Here is a 13,891-nt window from a genome sequence, read left to right as displayed (position 1 = left end):
TTCTTGTTTGCCCTATTTGTCAGCAGAGGCAATCGCCCATGTCGTTGAATAGGCATCAAGTGGCAATGATAAGCCAAACGAGGCTGATCAAGCGAGCGCAAAAGTGATGCAAGCATCAGAAAAACATCGTTTTTTAAATAATGTTACCAAGTTGTTTCTTTCTCGGTGATAAAGGGGGCGAGTGGCTGTCAGGCTGTTTGTGAGGGGGTGATCTGCCGTTGTGCCCTATTGGGTCGCGGCACGGCAAGATGGAGAACAGGAGGTGACATCTGGCGTTCTTATCGCTATGTGTTGGTGAAAAAACATGCATCAACAGGATAAAACATGGCATTGATCGCAGTTGGTGAATTAATTATCGAGAGGGGCTGTTGAATAGTGGCTGCATTGCTATCTTGTGCTGCTAAATAATATCGATAAGGAGAGCGGCCGCATGCTTGCCTCTCTTGTAAATCCTTCACGAACACTTCAGCAGGCTTATCTGCATTGGGAGAGATAGATGGCGGTTAAGGTCAGATCCAGAAGAGAGAAGATTGGCAGCGGGCTCGGGCTGGTGCTCGGGATCATTGCCTTCAACCTCATGGTGCCCCTGCTGTTTGAGAAGCAGGCGAACTTTGATTTCAACCAACTGCTCTGGGCTGTGGTCAGCGCCATGCTCTGCTCCGAGCTGGGGGCCAGAGTGGGCAAGTGGCTGGATGCCAGAGAGCAGGCCAAGGGGCTCTCGAAAGAGCTCGAATAGAAAACTCTCTATAGCAAGGCCGGATGTTACCCTGTGCCATCGCACTCATGACAAGGAGTTCCCATGCGCATTGCCCTGATTGGCCTCGGTGATATCGCCCAGAAGGCCTATCTGCCGCTGCTCGCGAGCGACGAGCGGGTCACCCCGCTGCTCTGCACCCGCAATCCCCAAGTGCTGAACAAGCTGGCCCGCCAGTACCGGATCGCCGAGTGCTTCACCGAGGTGGACGCGCTGCTCGGGAGCCGCCCGGACGCCGTGATGATCCACGCCGCCACCGCCGTACATGGCAAGCTGGCGGAGCAGTGCCTGTGCGCCGGCATCCCCACCTTTGTCGACAAGCCGCTCTGCTTTGATTACGCCGAGGTAGAGGTGCTCGCCAACCTCGCCCTGGCGCAGGATTGCCCGCTCTTTGTGGGCTTCAACCGCCGCTATCTGCCTGCCATGAGCGCCGCCCGTGCCGAGCCGCTCACCGAACTCCACTGGCAAAAGCACAGACACGCCTTGCCGGGGCTGCCGCGCCAGTTCCTGTTCGACGACTTTATCCATGTGCTCGACAGCCTCTGCTTCTATGGCGGCCTGCCGAGCGGAGATCTCCACGCTGTGCTGCGGCGAAGTGCCCAGCAGCCCGAGCTGCTGGCCGGAGTGAGCGTCGCCTGGCAGAGCGGGCAGGTGGCGGTGAGCGGCAGCATGAACCGCAGCGCCGGCCTCACCGAGGAGCGCATCGATGCCTATGGCGACAACCTGTCGCTCCACCTGGAGAACTGCACCAGAGGCACCCTGGCCCAGGGCAAGGTGGTGCAGACCCTGACCCCCGACGACTGGCAGCCGGTGCTGGCGAGCCGGGGTTTTGTCGCCATGCTGGCCCACTGGTATCAGCAAATTGAAACGGGCAAGGCAGATGGGGGACTTATCGAGAGCTATCTGCACAGCCACCAATTGGCGGAGCGACTGGTGGAGCTGGCGGGGTAGTGAACCCGGTTTGCCTTTCCCATGGACTGCCGATGGGCCACAGGGGCGAGAAAACAACCGAAGTACTGTACAAGATGACGCATCCCTGCGCGGTTGGCAGGGGAGGGCGCCGCCGCGCGAGCCAAGGGGACGCTTGTTTGCTATCTTGGCGCCCATGAAAGATCTGCAGAGCAACAGAGTGTGATGAGCAACGTTTCGCAAATGGCGCCGGGTTTGCCACGGGCCGCTGATGAGCGCCCGGTCGCGGCGGACAAGGTGATCCCTTCATGAGCATTATTCTGGGTATAGACCCCGGTTCGCGGATCACCGGCTACGGCGTCATCCGCATAGTCGCGGGCAAGGCGGAGTACCTGGGGTCGGGCTGCATCCGCACCGACCTGGGCGAGCTGCCGTCACGCCTCAAGCAGGTGTATGACGGGGTGAGCGAGATCATCACCCAGTTCAAGCCCGATGACTTCGCCATCGAGCGGGTCTTCATGGCCCGCAACGCCGATTCAGCCTTGAAGCTGGGTCAGGCGCGGGGCAGCGCCATAGTGGCGGCGGTCAACGCCCTGCTGCCGGTGAGCGAATACTCGGCGACCCAGATCAAGCAGGCGGTAGTGGGCACGGGTGGGGCAGCCAAGGAGCAGGTGCAGCATATGGTGACCCATCTGCTCAAGCTCTCTGCCACCCCTCAGGCGGATGCGGCGGATGCCCTCGGGGTGGCGCTCTGTCACTTCCACACCCGCCAGAGCCTCATCAAGATGGCGGGGCGTGCCACCAGCTCGGTGCGTGGCCGTTACCGCTGATCCCCAGACGGGCTCTGCGAGGACGCCCCACCGCGCCAGGCACAATCCTGTTGCCCGGCGTGCTGTTGTCAAAAGCGCTGATTGGGTCACAAGCTGTCGCACGATCAGGGGGGACTCTGATGAGAAATGGGGGCGATGCAGGTGCGGAAGCTCCCGTTTAATCAACAACTTGTGACGCACATCACACATTTTGCGTAAATAAAGCCAGCTTCGTCTTACTCCACCACACTCCCATAATATGGCGCCTGTTGAATAGCAGTGTCCGTATGAGCCTTTTTCCAGGCTCCTGTTCTAGTCATCATCGGGAGATATGAGAGTGAAACCATTTGCAGCTGAATTTATGGGCACCTTCTGGCTGGTGCTGGGGGGTTGTGGCAGTGCCGTGCTGGCTGCCGCTTTCCCGAATGTGGGGATAGGCCTGCTGGGTGTGGCCCTGGCGTTCGGTCTGACCGTGCTGACCATGGCCTTCGCCATAGGTCACATCTCTGGTTGTCACCTGAACCCGGCCGTGACCCTGGGTCTGTGGGCCGGTGGCCGTTTCCCGGCATCGGGCGTCGTGCCTTACATAGTGGCTCAAGTCCTTGGCGGGATCGCGGCGGGTGGCGTGCTCTATGTGATCGCCAGCGGCCAGGCCGGATTTGACGTGAGCGCCGGCTTTGCCTCCAACGGTTATGGTGAGCACTCACCGGGCGGCTACAGCCTGCTGGCGGCACTGGTGTGTGAAGTGGTGATGACGGGCTTCTTCCTGTTCGTGATCATGGGCGCCACCGACAGCCGCGCACCGGCGGGCTTCGCCCCTATCGCCATCGGTCTGTGCCTGACCCTTATCCACCTCATCAGCATTCCGGTGACCAACACCTCGGTGAACCCGGCTCGCAGCACGGGTGTGGCACTGTTCGTGGGTGACTGGGCCGTCAGCCAGCTCTGGCTGTTCTGGGTCGCTCCCATCGTCGGTGCCATTCTGGGGGCATTGGCCTATCGCGTGATCGCCACCAAAGAGTGAGCTGTTACTGAACTATGTGTGGTATCGACACGCCTGCGGGCGTGTTTTTTTGTTTCTGGAGGGCAGCAAAACCGGGATGACCCCGGTTTTATTGGTTGGCTGAGGAAGAGGGGGGAGGGCTTACAAGCGCCCGGGCGCTCAGCATCTCTTTATAGCGCTGGTGCAGCAGCTTGACCCGCGCCACACCCGCGCCACATAGGCCCGGGTTTCGGCATGTATGGGAGGGGATGCCGCCGTGCTTGTGTCTTGCAAAGGGTTTACAGGCCCCGGGCGCTCAGCATCTCTTTATAGCGCTGGTGCAGCAGCTTGACCCGCGCCACATAGGCCCGGGTTTCCGCATAGGGCGGTATGCCACCGTGTTTTTGCACCGCACCGGCCCCGGCGTTGTAGGCGGCCGTGGCCAGGGCAACGTTGCCGTCATACTGCTTGAGCAGGCCCGCCAGGTATTTCACCCCACCGAAGATATTCTGCTCGGCCATCAGGGCATTGCCGACCCCGAGCTCGCGGGCAGTCGCCGGCATCAGCTGGGTCAGCCCCATGGCCCCCTTGCGGGAGACGGCCAGCGGGTTGAAGGCGGATTCGGCGTGGATCAGCGCCCGGATGAGGGCTGGCTCCACCTGATAGGTCTTGGCCGCCGCCTGTATGGTGCTGGCATAGTCGTAGAGGAAGAGGCCTGTGGTGCGCCAGTTGACCCTGGAGGCGGGATCGCAGGCGTAGCAGTCGTTGAACAGCAGCAGCTCGTAATGACCCTGCTCCGGCATCATGTCGGAATAGCGCACCACACCGTTCTTTTGCACCGACTTGTAGACCTGGATCTGGCGCGCGGCGGGGGGCGGTGCGGGCTCTGCCACCTTGGGTGACGGGATCGACTCGGATGTCAGGACCACCACCTCGGCCGGTGGCGGCGTCTGACTCCAGGCACTGAGGGGGAACAGCAAAATGGCTCCCAGCAACATCCATGCTTTCAACGGCTTGCTCCTTAAGCCTTGTTAGCCACGTTGAGTAAAGCATCCGGGGCGAGGCAGAACAAGGGCCCCGACGAGGAGTCGCAATAAATGCCCGGGCAGAGGGGGCCACTGGCTCCCCGAGGCGGGTGCTGCAGCCTCGCAAGAGGCAATGGACGGCGCCGTAACTCCCCAACTGGCTATTGGCTTTTTTGTAAGTTAAAGGCGTGTTATCTTGCTGTTGCTCCACTCTGGTCTGATCTCTTCGTGGGGCCGGTTGATGGGTCAAGAGAGGGCCAGGTGGCCAGAGCGAAATGGGTATGAGAAGCAGGCGGGCGATGGAGCTCAGATTCGAAGAGTACTGTGATGCGGATCTTTCCCTGATCAGGGACTATTACGAGACGACGTTTTCCCACTATGTGCCGGATCTGGCCGAACGGATCTTCGTGGTACGGGATGCCCATTGGCTGGTGGGGGCCGTGCGCCTGCGCGACGAACAGGACTATTACCACCTGTGCGGTTTCCGGTTGTTGCCGCACTACCAGTCACTGGGGCTGGGCTCCCGGCTGCTGCAGCACGCCTGCAGCGATCTGCTGGACAAACCCGTGATCTGCCACGCCTTGCCCTTCGAGAAACCCTTCTACCTCAAGGCGGGCTTTGCCCACCTTCCCCTGCATGAACTCGACGGACCGCTTCATACCCTCTATCACCAGCAGCGCGAACAGGGTTACCAGATCGAGCTGCTGGTGCGTCAGGCGACGGCCACTGTCTACAACTGATCCTTCGGCTTGGTCAGCAGGCGGATCTTGCCCGGTGACAGCTCCAGCCCCAGCAGATTCTCCTTGAGCCAGGCCTGGTTGGGATCCTTGTCGTCGAGCTTGTAGACGGGCTGGGTCTCCAGCCGCTTCTCCATGCTCTGCAGCAGCATCCTCAGCATGAAACCGAACTTCTGCTCCGCCGCCGCGGGCTCCAGCTTGTAGTCAATCAGCTTCATGTTATCGAGGAAGAGCGCGCTCTGGGCCTTGTCGTAGCGCGGTCTGGCCTCATAGGTCATGTTCAGCAGGGCATCGTACTGGGTCTGGTCCGGCAGGGAGATCTTCAGCTTGCCCTTGCCAAAGACCCTGGCGGTATCCGGGCTCTGGCGGCCGATCTGGACGTCGCTCTGCTCGAGCTGGACATGGGCCTTGATGATGCCGGGCAACTCCAGCTGTTTGTCGACTTGCACCTGGGATTGCAGGTACTGGTTTATCTGTTGCTCATTGATGTCATATGAGCCTTGACCTAGCATGGCCAGACTCAGCAGCATAGATTGCAGGATCATGCTAACGACCTGATAGAATGGGTTTGTCCCACAGCATACCATTGTGGCCCTGTGGGATCTGCCCATGCCCTTTGTTCATTACACCAAGGAGTCGTCTTGCTCGACGGTCTGGAATACGACATTCAGTTGCTGTTCTCCCGCTTTCTCGGCTGGCTGTTGCTGTTGTTTCACACCGTGATAGTAGCGGGGATCTCCCTGCGAGTGGTGATGAAGCGGCGCCCCATAGGGGTATCCCTCGCCTGGCTGGCGCTCATCTATGCCATCCCGTTTGCCGGGGTCGGCTTCTATGTGCTGTTTGGGGAGATACGGCTCGGCCGCAAGCGGGCCGAACGTGCCCAGGCCATGTACCGCCCTTACGCCATCTGGATCCGCCAGCTCGCCCGCCTCTTCCCCCAGCACTGCTGCGAGGTGGGCAGCAAGGCGCGCCCGCTCCATGATCTGATCCAGGGGCGGTTGGCCATGCCCATGCTCTCGGGCAACCGGATGACGCTGCTGCACAAGCCCGACACCATCATTCAGGAGATAGTGCGCGACATCCGCGGCTCCTCCCAGTCCTGCTATCTGGAGTTCTACATCTGGCATCCCGGCGGGGACGTGGATGCGGTGTGCGAGGCCCTTGTCGAGGTGGCGGCGCGCGGCGTGGATTGTCGCGTGTTGCTCGATTCCGTCGGCAGCAAGACCTTCTTCCGCTCCGGCTGGCCTAAGTCGCTGCGGGCGGCCGGGGTCAAGGTGGTGGAGGTGCTGCCGGTGGGTGCCTGGCGCATCCCGTTCCAGCGCCAGGACTTGCGCATGCACCGCAAGCTGGTGGTGATAGATGACAGGGTCGGTTACACCGGCTCCATGAACATGGTGGATCCCCGCTTCTTCAAGCAGGATGCCGGTGTCGGTCAGTGGGTCGACATCATGATCCGGGTGCAGGGGCCAGTGGTGCCCCTGATGTGGTCCACCTTCGTCTGGGACTGGGAGATGGAGACCGGCGAACGGCTGCTCGACAGCCTGCAGCACGAACCCGAGGCCTGGCCGCAAACCAACTATCGGGCCCAACTCATCCCCTCAGGCCCCTTCGTCGGCGGTGACTGCATCCAGCAGAGCCTGCTGCTGGCCATCTACCAGGCGCGCCACCACCTGGTGCTGACCACCCCCTATTTCGTACCGGACGACCCCCTGGCGGCGGCGCTCTCCTCGGCGGCGGCGCGGGGCGTGCTGGTGCAGCTGGTACTGCCGGCGCGCAACGACTCCCTGATGGCCAACCACGCGAGCAACTCCTTCATGGAGGATCTGCTGGCGGCCGGGGTCGAAATTTACCGCTATGATGCCGGTCTGCTGCACACCAAGAGCGTGCTGGTGGACGACGACTTCGCCCTGGTGGGCACGGTCAACCTCGACAGACGCAGCCTCTGGCTCAATTTCGAGATCACCCTGCTCATCGACAACCCGGTGTTTGTCGCCGAGATGAATCAGCTGGTGCAGGGCTACATGCTGGAGGCGACCCCCATGTCGCTGACCCAGTGGCGGGCCCGCCCCTGGTACAAAAAATTGCTGGAGAACATCTTCTACCTGTTCAGCCCCTTGCTGTGACAGTCGAGAATGGGCCATGAGCCGGGATCTGGCTTGCTTGTGTTCCCATCCTCCCCGTAGAGTGCGCCTATGCACCCGCCATAGAAAAATCAGGAGTAAGAGAGCAGATGAAAAAGACAGTGGCCATGGCTGCCGGAGCGGCATTGGTGGTGGGTGGGCTGGGTGCCTGCTGGTACACGGGCAATGCCTTCGATCGCATCCTGGGGGAGCAGATCGTGAGGGCCAAGCAGGAGAGCGGGGTCGAGATCACCTGGTTACCCACCAGCGAGAACCTGTTCACCCGTGATGGGGTGCTCAAGGTGGTGGTGACACCCCAGACGCTGGCGAGTTTCGATCCCCAGATGGCGGGAAGCGAGCCCATAGAGCTGCAACTGCGCGTCAACAGCCGCCTGCTGCCGCTCTATATCAAGAGCAACATGCTGCTCGACACCTCGGCGGGGACCCTGGCCCCGGTCTTCACCGCCCTCGGCATGCAGCAGTGGCAGCTTGGCCTGGAGTCGGCCAGCAGCCTCTGGACCATGAGCAACAGCTCCCGTTTCTGGGCCAGCGACTTCAAGGTCAAGGAGGGACTCAACGAGTTCAGCTTCCTGCCCCTGAGCGGGGATTATCGCGGGGATCTCGATGGCAATGGCCACCTGGTCTTCCAGTGGCTGGGCATGACGGTCCACGATGCGCAGAGCAAGATGGATCTGGCCCTGGCGGATCTCAAGGGCAGTGCCGACATGGCCGAGATCAGCGGCATCTGGCTCTCTCCTAACAGCGAGATGACGCTGTCCGCCCTCTCCTTGCAACTGCCGGAGAGCGTCAAGCTCTCGTTGCAGGGGGTCAGTACCAACACCCAGCTGGCGGGGGACGATGCCCAGACCCTCTCTAGCCGCTATCAGATGAAGGTGGCGACCCTCAACCTGGAGAACGAGAGCGACAGCCTGGCACTGACCCAGGGAAGTCTGGATCTGGCGCTCAAGGGGCTGGATCTGGAGGGCTATCAGACCCTGCAGGAGGCCAGCAGCCAGCGGGTGGACGAGGCGGCTGTCCAGCAGGCGCTGGACAAGATGCTGCAACGGGGCGCCACGCTGGAGCTGACCGATCTCAGCGCCCAGCTCAACGGCGAGCCCGTCAGCCTGAAAGGGGAGGCCAAGCTGGCGCCAACGACCCTGGCACAGCTGATGGGAAGCGAAGAGGGGATGCAGGCCCTGTCCGGACTGCTCAATGCCAGCCTCGGGGATCAGCTGGGCAAGGCGGTGCCGCAGCTGGCGCCCATGCTGGCCCAGTTCACGGCCCTGGGTTATCTGAAGGCGGAGCCGGCGCACCTCAATGCCGAGCTCAAGCTCGACAAGGGGCTGGTCACCATCAACGGTCTGCCCCTGCCTCAATAAGCGCAAATAAGCACAGCCAGACGAAAAAGGCTCCCTCGGGAGCCTTTTTGCTGGGCGTCGAACGACGGACAGGGTTACTTGAACACCACAGTCTTGTTGCCGTAGACGAAGACCCGCTCGTTCAGCACCAGCTCCAGGGCACGGCTCAGCACGGATTTCTCCACATCCCGTCCCGCCTTGGCCATGTCGTCGGCGCTGAAGGCATGGCCCACGTGGATCACGTCCTGCTCTATGATGGGACCTTCATCCAGGTCGTCGGTGACGAAGTGGGCGGTGGCACCGATCAGCTTGACCCCGCGATCGAAGGCCTGACGATAGGGGCGGGCACCGATGAAGGCGGGCAGGAAGGAGTGATGGATGTTGATGAGCTTGCGCGGATAGGCTTCCACGAAGCTCGGGGTCAGCACCCGCATGTATTTGGCCAGGATCACGTAATCCGGCTGGTAGCCGTCAATGAGGGCGCGTACCTGCTCTTCGTGCTCGGTGCGGCTGAGATCTTCATGACTCACGGCATGGAAGGGGATGTCGAACTTGCCCGTCAATTCTGCGAGCGTGTCGTAGTTGCCGATCACCGCCACTATGTCCATGTCCAGCGCGCCGGCGTAGTTTTTCATCAGGATGTCGCCGAGGCAATGGGTCTCCTTGGTGACCAGGATGACGATGCGCTTCTTGCCCGCCTTGACCAGACGGCGCTGGGCGCCCGCCGGCAGGGCGTCGTCGAGATCCGCCAGCAGGGTCTCGTCATTGAAACGCCCCTCCAGCTCGGTACGCATGAAGAAGCGGCCGTTTTCGTGATCCACGAACTCGTCGTTCTTGTTGATGTTGAGCTGGTGCTTGTAGCAGATGTTGGTGATCTTGGCGATGAGCCCCTTGGCGTCGGGGCAATCGGTCAGCAGTATTTTCTTTTCCATCTCTGTCATGATTCCGTTTGTGGTGTTGGCGCCCGAGTCTGCGCGGGCTGCACGTTTTTGCTGGCACTATGCCATAAACAAAATCAGAAAGGACAGCGCGCCGTGCAGCTGAGTGGCAAGTCGCCAGCGGGCGGCGGTGCGCTGCATCCTATTCATCTTTGATGGGTTTTGGGCTGGTATCCTGCGTTTTTTTTCTTTAGGCTGTCTGCGCTTATTCTCAGGGCGGGGTGAAATTCCCCACCGGCGGTATCCCGATCTGACTCGGGGAGCCCGCGAGCGCCCGACCTTGGTTTGGAACCTGGGTCGGGGTCAGCAGATCCGGTGAGATGCCGGAGCCGACGGTCACAGTCCGGATGAAAGAGGATAAGACAGATATTGCAGTCATGGCTCCCGCGGGCCGGCCGCTGCATACCTATCTCTGTCTGCCTTTCCATGCCCTGATTCTGGTCCTTGTCTTATTTAGGAGTCTTACCATGAATCAGTCTCTACTCAGTGAATTTGGTGATCCCATTGCCCGCGTCGAAGCCGCGCTGGCCGCATTGCGTGCCGGTCGTGGCGTGCTGGTGGCCGATGATGAAGATCGGGAGAACGAGGGCGACCTCATCTTCGCCGCAGAATCCATGACCAACGAACAGATGGCCATGATGATCCGCGAATGCTCCGGCATCGTCTGCCTCTGCCTGACCGACGAACGGGTACGCCAGCTCGAGCTGCCCATGATGGTGGAGGCGAACTCCAGCCATTATCAGACCGCTTTCACCGTGACCATAGAAGCGGCCCAGGGCGTCACCACGGGTGTCTCCGCCGCCGACCGCATCACCACCATCCAGGCCGCCATTGCCGACGGCGCCCGGCCATCGGATCTGCATCGCCCTGGCCATGTCTTCCCGCTGCGTGCCCGCACCGGTGGCGTGCTGACCCGGCGTGGTCACACCGAAGCCACTGTCGATCTGATGCAGCTGGCCGGCCTCAAGCCTTACGGGGTGTTGTGCGAGCTGACCAAGGCCGATGGTTCCATGGCCAGGTTGCCCGATCTGGTAGCCTTTGGTCGTCAGCACCGGATGCCGGTGCTGACCATCGAAGATCTGGTGCAATATCGTCAAATGCTGTCAGAACGTTCGGCTTAAGCTTCATACGAAATTGTAATAAGGGCATTTTTTGGTTACGCTTGGTGCGAACCTCATCCAGAGCACTCGTTTTTGACTTAGATTTGCACAGAAAGTGTGCGTTTAAAAAAAAATGAGGGTTTTAATGCATTTATCTGTGATGGGGCCTATCCAAACTCGTATTTATTTGTGCCATAATCACGCCGCTTGCTAAACGTCTGGCGAGTTAAAGGGAGCTTTAAAAATGAAGAAAATGTTGTTGGTAGGTGTTGTTGGTCTGTCTGCCCTGCTGGGCGGTTGTGCAAACACCAGCGAACTGGAAACTTCCGTTCAGAATCTGTCTAACAAAGTTGACCAACTGGCTCAAGATGTTAGCGCAGTTCGTGCTGATCAATCCAAGATGGCTGCTGATATCGCAACTGCTAACCAAGAAGCAGCTCGTGCTAACCAGCGCATCGACAACATGGCTACTTCCTACAAGAAGTAATCCATGCGAAAAAATGGCGCATTTTAATGCGCCATTTTTTTTTGCCTGAAATTCGTCATTTTCCTTATTCCCACTGCACGTTCTTCGCCTTTGACCCATGAGGCAATGCCGATTTCCCTCGGCACTCCCCCATCATTACTCAGCCAGTTCGATTCCTGATCAGTAGAGCAGGCTATAGAGTTTGCGACGATAGCTCTGCGCCGCCGGGTGTGCTGCCCATGGTGGTCAGGATATCGAGATAGGTCTTCTCTGGCATCGCCAAACGCCATGTCGCGCTTGAGAATGTCCACAGCAGTCCCAATGCCTCTTCCTGACGGCCAGCCTGGTTGTATTGCACCGCCAGCTCCTGGCTGAGGGCAAAATTGTCCGGCTGTTCTGCATGGCGGCTCCAGCGCGCGCAGCTCGGGCTGTCTGCTGCTTGCAGGGCCAGTGCCAGCCGTGAAGTCAGGGTCTGGAAGTGGCTATCCTGCGCCACCATCGGGATGGTGCCGAGCAGCTCCTGCGCTTCATCCAGCAGATTGAGGTCGAGCGCCGCCTGAATGAGCCACAGGCTGATGTCGTGACGTTCAGGGGCCAGCTGGTGGGCCTTGGTCAGATGGGCATAGGCGATGCTGCCTGTTCGTCAGCCAATGCCTGTTGCCCCTTGGCCAGCAGCTCTTCCTCTTCTTGGGGGCGAAGGCGGCGAAATAGTGGCGCAGGGTGGCTTCGTCCTGAGGTCCTTCCAGAATGGCCTGTTCGTCAGGGCGACCCTGATGGAACAACACCAGCGCCGGCAGGGCGCGCAGGCCGAGCTGGCTGGCCAGCGGCTGCAACTGGGGATCGTTCATATCCACCTTGGCCAGGGTGACCTGCTCATTGGCGGGCCCAACCAGTGATTCGACCAGCGGCGTCATTCCCTGGCACTCCGGCATCTGCGGCGCATGGAAATAGATGACGACCGGCTTCTTCATGGAGGCATCGATCAGTTCTGCGTGAAAATTCTGGGGAGTAATGTCGACGATCATCAGTTGGACTCTTCCGAAAGGGTGTTGAGTTAACATGGGGTTGAGTGACTGGCAATTCAAGCGCTCATCCAGCTGGTAACACGTCACGGAGGTTGTTGCCGCTGCGAGACTGAGCCAACCGCTGGCAAAGGGCCAATCCTGTACCTGATAAGCGGTGTCATCGAGCCGGTTGTCGAGTCGCCACCCTTGTTCCGGAACAAAGCGCACCTTCTCCAGCCCGGCTGCTATCCCGCCCCCGTGGGCTTTCAGTACCGCTTCCTTGCGCGACCAGAGCCGATAGAAGGCGCTCTCCTGCTCTTGCGCGGGCAGTGCGCAGAGCCACTCATATTCACTCTGTGCATAAAACCGGCGGGCCAGGGGGAGGGGATGATGCCGCCGTTTGCCCAGTTCGATATCCACCCCAAGCGGCCCATGCGGGCAGAGCGCCAACACCAGCCAGTTGCCACTGTGGCTGAGATTGAACTGCCAGTCATGGCTGACCAGTCGTGGGCTTGCCGTGAGGGCCGTTGAAAACCAGCGCTGGCGGCGGACAGCTGCAGCCGCTCGGCCAGCAGCTGGCGCCGCAGGCGCGGCTCAGCAGATATTCCTGGCGCCGTTCAGGATGGGTCATGGTTTGCCAATGTCGATCATCGTCCGGCGACAGCTCTGATTGCAGCCTGATCAACTGCTCGGCGTCGATGAGCGCCGGTTTTAACAAATAGAGATCCGCATAGAGCATAATATTTCACTTTAAAATGAGGTCGAAACAGCGATAACGATCCGTTTTGACAGGGCAAAACCGGTACTTTTGCGATTGTATATTGTTTGGCCATGATCACATTAATCATGCAAAACAGTGCATTTCCTTGCAAAAATGTGAGGTTGATAGGGATTTTCGCTTGCCTCGATAGAATTCTTGGATATAGTCGGGTGCTGTTGCCTTATAAATTGCCCTGTCGGGCTGCATTTTAACAAGTTTCACTCTATTTGCGGGGATAAAGGATTGCGCCACCTGATGCTACTGCTGGTCGCGCTCGGAATGGTGGGTTGTGCTTCTGCACCCCAGACCGAGGTCGCGAGCAAGATCGAGGTTTCCATGATGGAACCCGTGATTGAACCTGAAGTTTCACCCACACCAGATGTCAACGAAATCCTGACCGTATACAAAGAGTGGCGTGGCGTCCCTTACCGCATGGGGGGCAGCAGCCAGCGAGGCATAGATTGCTCCGCCTTCGCCCGTGAAGTGTTCCGCAATGCCGTCGGCATCGAATTGCCCCGTGATACCCGCTCCCAGGTCCATGAAGGCACCCGCGTTTCCAAGCAGGATCTGGTGGAAGGGGATCTGGTCTTCTTCAAGATCAACCGCCGCCTCAATCATGTGGGCATCTATGTCGGCAACGGTGAATTCATCCACGCCTCCACCCGCGCCGGGGTGACCCGCTCCAAGCTAGACAACTCCTATTGGCGCAGCAAGTTCTGGCAGGCACGCCGGATCGAGATCTGAGTCAGGCTGGACAAACGGCTCGCAGTACGGACTGTTTTTCCAACCTCACTTGAACCGGGCTCCACGAAGCCCGGTTTTTTATGGCCCTCGTTTAGACTTTCCCTGGCCGACTCTCTATAGTGTGGCCCCCTCGACCCTCGGCAGGCCCAGCATGAAGCATCCCATCAGCAATGACCGCAATCCGG

16 protein-coding genes, 1 pseudogene and 1 riboswitch are annotated in these 13,891 nt (G+C 59.8%); of the genes and pseudogenes, 10 read left to right on the top strand and 7 right to left on the bottom strand.

Features of this window, described 5'->3' with window-relative positions; genetic code table 11:
* Positions 1 to 496 precede the first annotated feature (496 nt).
* The 4 genes from ACF2JD_RS06685 to aqpZ all read left to right on the top strand — a co-directional run bounded on the left by ACF2JD_RS06685 (position 497) and on the right by aqpZ (position 3,496).
* Positions 497 to 736 (top strand): hypothetical protein, encoded by a 240-nt coding sequence (locus ACF2JD_RS06685; protein ID WP_106886152.1) that lies wholly within the window; start codon positions 497 to 499, stop codon positions 734 to 736.
* Between the two features lie 63 nt (positions 737 to 799).
* The gene (locus ACF2JD_RS06680; RefSeq protein ID WP_440987052.1) at positions 800 to 1,705 is read left to right on the top strand and encodes a Gfo/Idh/MocA family oxidoreductase; all 906 of its coding nucleotides are present in this window, start codon (positions 800 to 802) and stop codon (positions 1,703 to 1,705) included.
* Positions 1,706 to 1,971: 266 nt separating this feature from the next.
* Complete coding sequence (gene ruvC / locus ACF2JD_RS06675; RefSeq protein ID WP_106886154.1) at positions 1,972 to 2,493, top strand: crossover junction endodeoxyribonuclease RuvC; 522 nt, start codon at positions 1,972 to 1,974, stop codon at positions 2,491 to 2,493.
* Positions 2,494 to 2,809: 316 nt separating this feature from the next.
* Positions 2,810 to 3,496 (top strand): aquaporin Z, encoded by a 687-nt coding sequence (gene aqpZ, locus ACF2JD_RS06670; protein ID WP_025327805.1) that lies wholly within the window; start codon positions 2,810 to 2,812, stop codon positions 3,494 to 3,496.
* A 257-nt stretch (positions 3,497 to 3,753) separates the two neighbouring features.
* Here the strand turns inward: aqpZ and ACF2JD_RS06665 are convergent, their stop codons facing one another.
* Complete coding sequence (locus ACF2JD_RS06665; protein ID WP_139744059.1) at positions 3,754 to 4,452, bottom strand: lytic transglycosylase domain-containing protein; 699 nt, start codon at positions 4,450 to 4,452, stop codon at positions 3,754 to 3,756.
* A 326-nt stretch (positions 4,453 to 4,778) separates the two neighbouring features.
* Here ACF2JD_RS06665 and ACF2JD_RS06660 point away from each other — a divergent pair, with 326 nt between their 5' ends.
* On the top strand, positions 4,779 to 5,219 hold the full coding sequence (locus ACF2JD_RS06660) for a GNAT family N-acetyltransferase (RefSeq protein ID WP_289976245.1): 441 nt from the start codon (positions 4,779 to 4,781) through the stop codon (positions 5,217 to 5,219).
* Here the strand turns inward: ACF2JD_RS06660 and ACF2JD_RS06655 are convergent.
* Positions 5,210 to 5,761 (bottom strand): DUF1439 domain-containing protein, encoded by a 552-nt coding sequence (locus tag ACF2JD_RS06655; RefSeq protein WP_161507403.1) that lies wholly within the window; start codon positions 5,759 to 5,761, stop codon positions 5,210 to 5,212. The genes ACF2JD_RS06660 and ACF2JD_RS06655 overlap by 10 nt on opposite strands.
* 96 nt (positions 5,762 to 5,857) lie before the next feature.
* Between ACF2JD_RS06655 and cls the strand changes: the two genes are divergently transcribed.
* Entirely contained in the window at positions 5,858 to 7,339 is a 1,482-nt protein-coding gene (gene cls / locus ACF2JD_RS06650) for a cardiolipin synthase (RefSeq protein ID WP_106886158.1), read from the top strand.
* Positions 7,340 to 7,446: 107 nt separating this feature from the next.
* Positions 7,447 to 8,715, top strand: a complete 1,269-nt coding sequence (locus ACF2JD_RS06645) for a DUF945 family protein (protein WP_163147757.1) — start codon at positions 7,447 to 7,449, stop codon at positions 8,713 to 8,715.
* Between the two features lie 74 nt (positions 8,716 to 8,789).
* Here ACF2JD_RS06645 and purU read toward each other — a convergent pair whose 3' ends face one another.
* Positions 8,790 to 9,626, bottom strand: coding sequence for a formyltetrahydrofolate deformylase (purU, locus tag ACF2JD_RS06640; protein ID WP_005326970.1), 837 nt, complete (start codon positions 9,624 to 9,626; stop codon positions 8,790 to 8,792).
* Positions 9,627 to 9,835: 209 nt separating this feature from the next.
* A riboswitch (FMN riboswitch) is annotated at positions 9,836 to 9,995 on the top strand.
* A 104-nt stretch (positions 9,996 to 10,099) separates the two neighbouring features.
* On the opposite strand from purU, the gene ribB reads away from it, so the two are divergent.
* Positions 10,100 to 10,753 carry a 3,4-dihydroxy-2-butanone-4-phosphate synthase gene (gene ribB, locus ACF2JD_RS06635; protein WP_106886160.1) on the top strand — a complete coding sequence of 218 codons (654 nt, stop codon included), beginning with the start codon at positions 10,100 to 10,102 and terminating at the stop codon, positions 10,751 to 10,753.
* Positions 10,754 to 10,976: 223 nt separating this feature from the next.
* On the top strand, positions 10,977 to 11,219 hold the full coding sequence (locus ACF2JD_RS06630) for an Lpp/OprI family alanine-zipper lipoprotein (RefSeq protein ID WP_025327798.1): 243 nt from the start codon (positions 10,977 to 10,979) through the stop codon (positions 11,217 to 11,219).
* Between the two features lie 172 nt (positions 11,220 to 11,391).
* On the opposite strand, the gene ACF2JD_RS06625 is transcribed toward ACF2JD_RS06630, so the two are convergent.
* The 4 genes and pseudogenes from ACF2JD_RS06625 to ACF2JD_RS06610 all read right to left on the bottom strand — a co-directional run bounded on the left by ACF2JD_RS06625 (position 11,392) and on the right by ACF2JD_RS06610 (position 12,941).
* Positions 11,392 to 11,697 carry a tetratricopeptide repeat protein gene (locus ACF2JD_RS06625; protein WP_440987051.1) on the bottom strand — a complete coding sequence of 102 codons (306 nt, stop codon included), beginning with the start codon at positions 11,695 to 11,697 and terminating at the stop codon, positions 11,392 to 11,394.
* Between the two features lie 15 nt (positions 11,698 to 11,712).
* Positions 11,713 to 11,769 (bottom strand): annotated as a pseudogene (locus ACF2JD_RS06620) (hypothetical protein); the annotation flags it as partial.
* 16 nt (positions 11,770 to 11,785) lie between these two features.
* Complete coding sequence (locus tag ACF2JD_RS06615; protein WP_440987050.1) at positions 11,786 to 12,622, bottom strand: 4'-phosphopantetheinyl transferase superfamily protein; 837 nt, start codon at positions 12,620 to 12,622, stop codon at positions 11,786 to 11,788.
* Positions 12,623 to 12,692: 70 nt separating this feature from the next.
* Entirely contained in the window at positions 12,693 to 12,941 is a 249-nt protein-coding gene (locus tag ACF2JD_RS06610) for a hypothetical protein (RefSeq protein ID WP_440987049.1), read from the bottom strand.
* A gap of 276 nt (positions 12,942 to 13,217) precedes the next feature.
* Between ACF2JD_RS06610 and ACF2JD_RS06605 the strand changes: the two genes are divergently transcribed.
* On the top strand, positions 13,218 to 13,706 hold the full coding sequence (locus tag ACF2JD_RS06605) for a C40 family peptidase (RefSeq protein WP_025327795.1): 489 nt from the start codon (positions 13,218 to 13,220) through the stop codon (positions 13,704 to 13,706).
* Positions 13,707 to 13,891: the final 185 nt, after the last annotated feature.

Origin of the sequence: Aeromonas ichthyocola, from assembly GCF_046087985.1 — a bacterium.
In the GTDB taxonomy this organism is placed as follows: Bacteria; Pseudomonadota; Gammaproteobacteria; order Enterobacterales; family Aeromonadaceae; genus Aeromonas; species Aeromonas rivipollensis.
The sequence above is the reverse complement of the archived record's forward strand: the minus strand, read 5'-3'. Positions and strand labels throughout refer to the sequence as shown.

Coding starts and splice junctions, on each gene's coding strand:
- ACF2JD_RS06685 (WP_106886152.1), top strand. CDS start 497: ATGGCGGTTAAGGTCAGATCCAGAAGAGAGAAGATTGGCAGCGGGCTC.
- ACF2JD_RS06680 (WP_440987052.1), top strand. CDS start 800: ATGCGCATTGCCCTGATTGGCCTCGGTGATATCGCCCAGAAGGCCTAT.
- ruvC (WP_106886154.1), top strand. CDS start 1,972: ATGAGCATTATTCTGGGTATAGACCCCGGTTCGCGGATCACCGGCTAC.
- ACF2JD_RS06665 (WP_139744059.1), bottom strand. CDS start 4,452: ATGTTGCTGGGAGCCATTTTGCTGTTCCCCCTCAGTGCCTGGAGTCAG.
- ACF2JD_RS06660 (WP_289976245.1), top strand. CDS start 4,779: ATGGAGCTCAGATTCGAAGAGTACTGTGATGCGGATCTTTCCCTGATC.
- ACF2JD_RS06655 (WP_161507403.1), bottom strand. CDS start 5,761: ATGATCCTGCAATCTATGCTGCTGAGTCTGGCCATGCTAGGTCAAGGC.
- ACF2JD_RS06645 (WP_163147757.1), top strand. CDS start 7,447: ATGAAAAAGACAGTGGCCATGGCTGCCGGAGCGGCATTGGTGGTGGGT.
- purU (WP_005326970.1), bottom strand. CDS start 9,626: ATGGAAAAGAAAATACTGCTGACCGATTGCCCCGACGCCAAGGGGCTC.
- ribB (WP_106886160.1), top strand. CDS start 10,100: ATGAATCAGTCTCTACTCAGTGAATTTGGTGATCCCATTGCCCGCGTC.
- ACF2JD_RS06630 (WP_025327798.1), top strand. CDS start 10,977: ATGAAGAAAATGTTGTTGGTAGGTGTTGTTGGTCTGTCTGCCCTGCTG.
- ACF2JD_RS06625 (WP_440987051.1), bottom strand. CDS start 11,697: ATGGTGGCGCAGGATAGCCACTTCCAGACCCTGACTTCACGGCTGGCA.
- ACF2JD_RS06610 (WP_440987049.1), bottom strand. CDS start 12,941: ATGCTCTATGCGGATCTCTATTTGTTAAAACCGGCGCTCATCGACGCC.
- ACF2JD_RS06605 (WP_025327795.1), top strand. CDS start 13,218: ATGCTACTGCTGGTCGCGCTCGGAATGGTGGGTTGTGCTTCTGCACCC.